Below are 1,668 nucleotides of genomic sequence, written 5' to 3'. Positions count from 1 at the left end.
CTCCGCCCCGAAGCGCCATTCCAGATTGCCGCCATAGATGACGTCGGTGTTGCTGTTCCTGTCGCTCTTCAGGCGGAACAGGTCGGCATGGACTGGTGCGATGTCGAACTTGGCGACGGCGGTGCCGGTGTTCCAGCCGCGGCGCGGCCCCAGCCAGTAGCTGCCCTGCCGTTGCGAATCCAGTGTGCCGTCGCCGATGATGAAGCTGTCGCCGATCACGAAGTTCTGGCGGCCATAGGCGAGATCGACGGCATCCTTGCCCAGGCTGGACAGCAGGTCGCCGCTTTTCCAGCCGACATAGAGGTTGTCGAGGTCGGTGCGGCCCTGGCGGCCCTGGGTGAAGCCGCCGGCATCGCCGTCGCCGCCCGTCCCGCTGGACACCGCCCGCACGCCGCTGTAGAGGGTGCCGGCGCTTTCGGTGGCGTAGGTCAGCTTCAGGCTGGGGGCGATGTAGCCTTCGACCCAGTTGCGGTCCTTCTGGACCTTGCCGTCGGGCGTGACCACCCCGGCCCCGAGATTGGCGTTCTTGACGGCGATGGCGCCGAGGCCGGCGGTCAGGCCGCCGTCCAGCGTGACGCCATTCCGCTCATACAGCGTCACATCGGCATGGGCGGCGGCGGTCAGCGCCAGCAGGGCGGTGCCAGCCAGGCAGGCGGGCTTGAGCAGGCGCGCACCGATCCGTGGCGCGACGCGCAGGGCGTTGCACATGAAGCACTCTCCGTTCGTGATGTCTTGATTTTTTGCGCCGGTTCGGGCGGAACAGCTTGCTCCGCCCCCGGACTTGGATGTGACCGGTTCAAGCACCTGCGCCAGAACCGTCACTCACACAGAAACGCACATACTCAAACTCAAGGTCAGGCCGAACAGGGTGCAGAAAAAGGCTTTTGCGTCGCGAGGGAAGGGGGCTTTTCGGCAAGATTAGGAAAGGCCGAAGCAAGATACTGGTGGTATCTTGCAAGGTCTTGACGCGAGATTGCCGGAAAGAACCCGACCGCAGCAGCAAAATGGTTTTTCCGCACCCTGCTAAAAATCAGGCGCCGACCAAACCCTTGATCTCGACGAATTCGGCCAACCCGAACTCGGCATATTCGCGCCCGTTGCCCGACTGGCCGTAACCGCCGAAGGGAACGGCCGCCGACCAGGGCGGATCGTTGACATAGACGGTGCCGGCGCGCAGCCGCCGCGCCACCGCCGCACCGTGGGCCGGGTCGCCCGACTGCACATAGCCGGCCAGCCCATAGACGGTGTCGTTGGCGATGCGGATCGCCTCTTCCTCGTCCTTGTAGGTGATGATCGACAGCACCGGCCCGAAGATCTCCTCGCGCGCGATGGTCATCTCCGGCGTGACGCGGCCGAAGACGGTCGGACGGACGAAATAGCCGCGCTCCAGCCCCTCCGGCCGGCCGGTGCCGCCGGCCAGCAGCTCGGCGCCCTCGGCGATGCCGGTCTCGATCAGGCTCTGGATCTTGCGGAACTGGTTGCCGTTCGACACCGGGCCGTGGGTGGTCGCCGGGTCGCGCGGGTCGCCGACCACCGCCTTCGCCGCCGCCTGCTTCGCCAGCTCGGCGACCTGCTCATAGAGCGCTTCCGGCACCAGCATGCGGGTGGGCGCGTTGCAGGACTGGCCGCTGTGCCGAAGCAGCGCTCGACACCGCGGGTCACCGCCTG

The 1,668-nt window shown here is 66.6% G+C and carries 2 pseudogenes; both read right to left on the bottom strand.

Annotated elements, in window-relative coordinates:
* Positions 1-708 (bottom strand): annotated as a pseudogene (locus tag I71_RS13990) (hypothetical protein); the annotation flags it as partial.
* A 322-nt stretch (positions 709-1,030) separates the two neighbouring features.
* Positions 1,031-1,668: pseudogene (locus I71_RS13985) on the bottom strand (aldehyde dehydrogenase family protein); the annotation flags it as partial.

The sequence above is a fragment of the Azospirillum sp. B506 genome, assembly GCF_000333595.1.
Classification (GTDB): domain Bacteria; phylum Pseudomonadota; class Alphaproteobacteria; order Azospirillales; family Azospirillaceae; genus Azospirillum.
Note: the sequence above shows the minus strand (reverse complement) of the source record. Positions and strands in the feature narration are given on the sequence as shown.